4 protein-coding genes are annotated in these 1929 nt (G+C 67.9%); 3 read left to right on the top strand and 1 reads right to left on the bottom strand.

Going from position 1 to position 1929, the window contains the following annotated elements; translation table 11 throughout:
* Positions 1-410, bottom strand: a 410-nt coding sequence (locus FKP22_RS28750) for a ParA family protein (RefSeq protein WP_141291543.1), incomplete at its 3' end; no start/stop codon positions are given.
* Between the two features lie 119 nt (positions 411-529).
* Here FKP22_RS28750 and kefF point away from each other — a divergent pair.
* From kefF to FKP22_RS28760, 3 genes are all read left to right on the top strand, one after another.
* A complete protein-coding gene (gene kefF, locus FKP22_RS28755; RefSeq protein WP_141291545.1) occupies positions 530-1135 on the top strand; it encodes a glutathione-regulated potassium-efflux system oxidoreductase KefF in 606 nt (201 codons plus the stop codon).
* 216 nt (positions 1136-1351) lie between these two features.
* Positions 1352-1519, top strand: coding sequence for a hypothetical protein (locus FKP22_RS32990; RefSeq protein WP_170201159.1), 168 nt, complete (start codon positions 1352-1354; stop codon positions 1517-1519).
* A 30-nt stretch (positions 1520-1549) separates the two neighbouring features.
* On the top strand, positions 1550-1929 hold a 380-nt coding region (locus FKP22_RS28760; RefSeq protein ID WP_211361642.1), incomplete at its 3' end, for a cation:proton antiporter domain-containing protein.

Here is a 1929-nt window from a genome sequence, read left to right on the forward strand (position 1 = left end):
ACCAGCCCCAGCCGCACCTTGGCATGCCGGGGATGGGCCTGCAGCTCGGCCAGGAAGGCGTGCGTGGCCTGGATGTCGAACAGGCTGGGCTGCAGCGGGATCAGCACGTGATCGGCCAGCTGCATCAGCGCGTCCAGCCGCTTGCCGTGCAGCCCGGCGGGGGTGTCGATCACCGCATGCGTCGTGCCCTTGGGCGGGCGCACCACGCTGCCGCCCTCGCGCACCTCCCAGCCGCGGATCGCCGGCAGGCTGGCCGGCCGCAGCGCCAGCCACTGGCGCGAGGACTGCTGGCGGTCCAGGTCCCCCAGCATCACCGCGTGACCTTGATGCGCCAGCGCACCGGCCAGGTTGGTGGCCAAGGTACTCTTGCCCACGCCGCCTTTGGGATTGGCGATTGCAAACACCGGCATCGGCGCCTCCACAATGCAAACCGCGGTATGGTAGCGGCGCGCCGCGAGCCACCGGCTCCCCGCTTTCCCCCGCAGTGCCACGCGCCGCGGCATTTCCTGCATCACCTGCCGCCGTCCGCATGGCCGACATCGTTGTCCTCACCGCCCATCCCCGGCTCGAACATTCCCGCGTCAACCTGGCGCTGATGCAGGCGGCGCAACAGCTGCCGGCCGAGCATGTGATGGTGCGCGACCTGTACGCGCTCTACCCCGACTACCTGATCGACATCGCCGCCGAGCGCGCGGTGCTGGCCAAGGCCAAATTGCTGGTCTGGCAGCACCCGCTGCACTGGTACGCGCTGCCGCCGCTGCTCAAGCTCTGGGTCGACGAAGTCTTCGGCTTCGGCTGGGCCTACGGGCCGGGTGCGCACGCGCTGCGCGGCAAGGATCTGTGGATGGTCGTGTCGACCGGCGGCAGTGCCCAGGCGTACCACCCCAGCGGCCACAACCGCCACTTCATCGACGCCTTCTGGCCGCCGCACGAACAGACCGCCATGCTGACCGGCATGCGGTTCCTGCCGCCCATGGTGGTGCACGATGCACACCGCGTGGCCCAGCGCGAGATCGCGGCGCGAACCGCGCTGTTCGCCGACCGGCTGGCCAGCTACCCGAACTGGCCCGAACTGGCCGAGTTGCCCGACACCGAACCCTGCGACGTCGGCCCCGGCGACCGGCCGCAGCGTTAGTCCCGTTACGACCGAACCGGTGCTATGCACCAAACTGGCCGAAAGATCCCAAAACGCGAGGATGCCCACGATCAAAGTCGTCATGACCCCCGGCAAGAATGGCCTGGAACATGCTGCAAGCCACCGCGCCCGCCTGCCGTGCCGAGGCCGGGTGCAGTCGCAGCAGCTGTCCGGGAAAGGTTTCCTCCCTGTCGGAAACCGCAAAAGGAGGTTGTCATGAAAACCACGATCAAAGCAGTCCTGGCCCTGACATTTGCGCTGATGAACATCAGCGCCCACAGCCTGGTGCTCGATCCGGGCGAAGATCCGTGCGCCGTCTACCTGGACGATGACGATGGCGAGGCCTACACAGCATGCGTGATGCAGAGAAAACGCACTTCCTGAACGTGATCCCTTCAAACCTTTGCAGTCCCCATGACGCCGGTTGAACCTTCCGGCAGCGGTTGGCTGCACCTGGGGTTGGTCTACCTGGGTGCAGCCGTTTTCGCAGTCCCGCTGGCGCGCCTGGCCGGGCTGGGCGCGATCATCGGTTACCTGGCAGCCGGTATCGCCATCGGGCCCTGGGGCCTGCGGCTGGTGACCGATGCGCAGGAAATGCTGCACTTCGCCGAGTTCGGCGTGGTGCTGATGCTGTTCCTGGTCGGCCTGGAACTGGAGCCCAAACGGCTCTGGGCGCTGCGCCGGCCCATCTTCGGCTGGGGCAGCCTGCAGCTGCTGGGCTCGGCCGCGGTGATGTGCAGCGTGGCCGTGGCCTTGGGCGTGGACTGGCAGCTGGCGCTGGTGGCCTCGCTGGG

Origin of the sequence: Ideonella azotifigens, from assembly GCF_006519715.1 — a bacterium.
Taxonomy (GTDB): Bacteria; Pseudomonadota; Gammaproteobacteria; order Burkholderiales; family Burkholderiaceae_C; genus Ideonella; species Ideonella azotifigens.

Excerpts from the sequence above, each read along its gene's own strand:
- kefF (WP_141291545.1), top strand. The coding sequence starts at position 530 with ATGGCCGACATCGTTGTCCTCACCGCCCATCCCCGGCTCGAACATTCC.
- FKP22_RS32990 (WP_170201159.1), top strand. The coding sequence starts at position 1,352 with ATGAAAACCACGATCAAAGCAGTCCTGGCCCTGACATTTGCGCTGATG.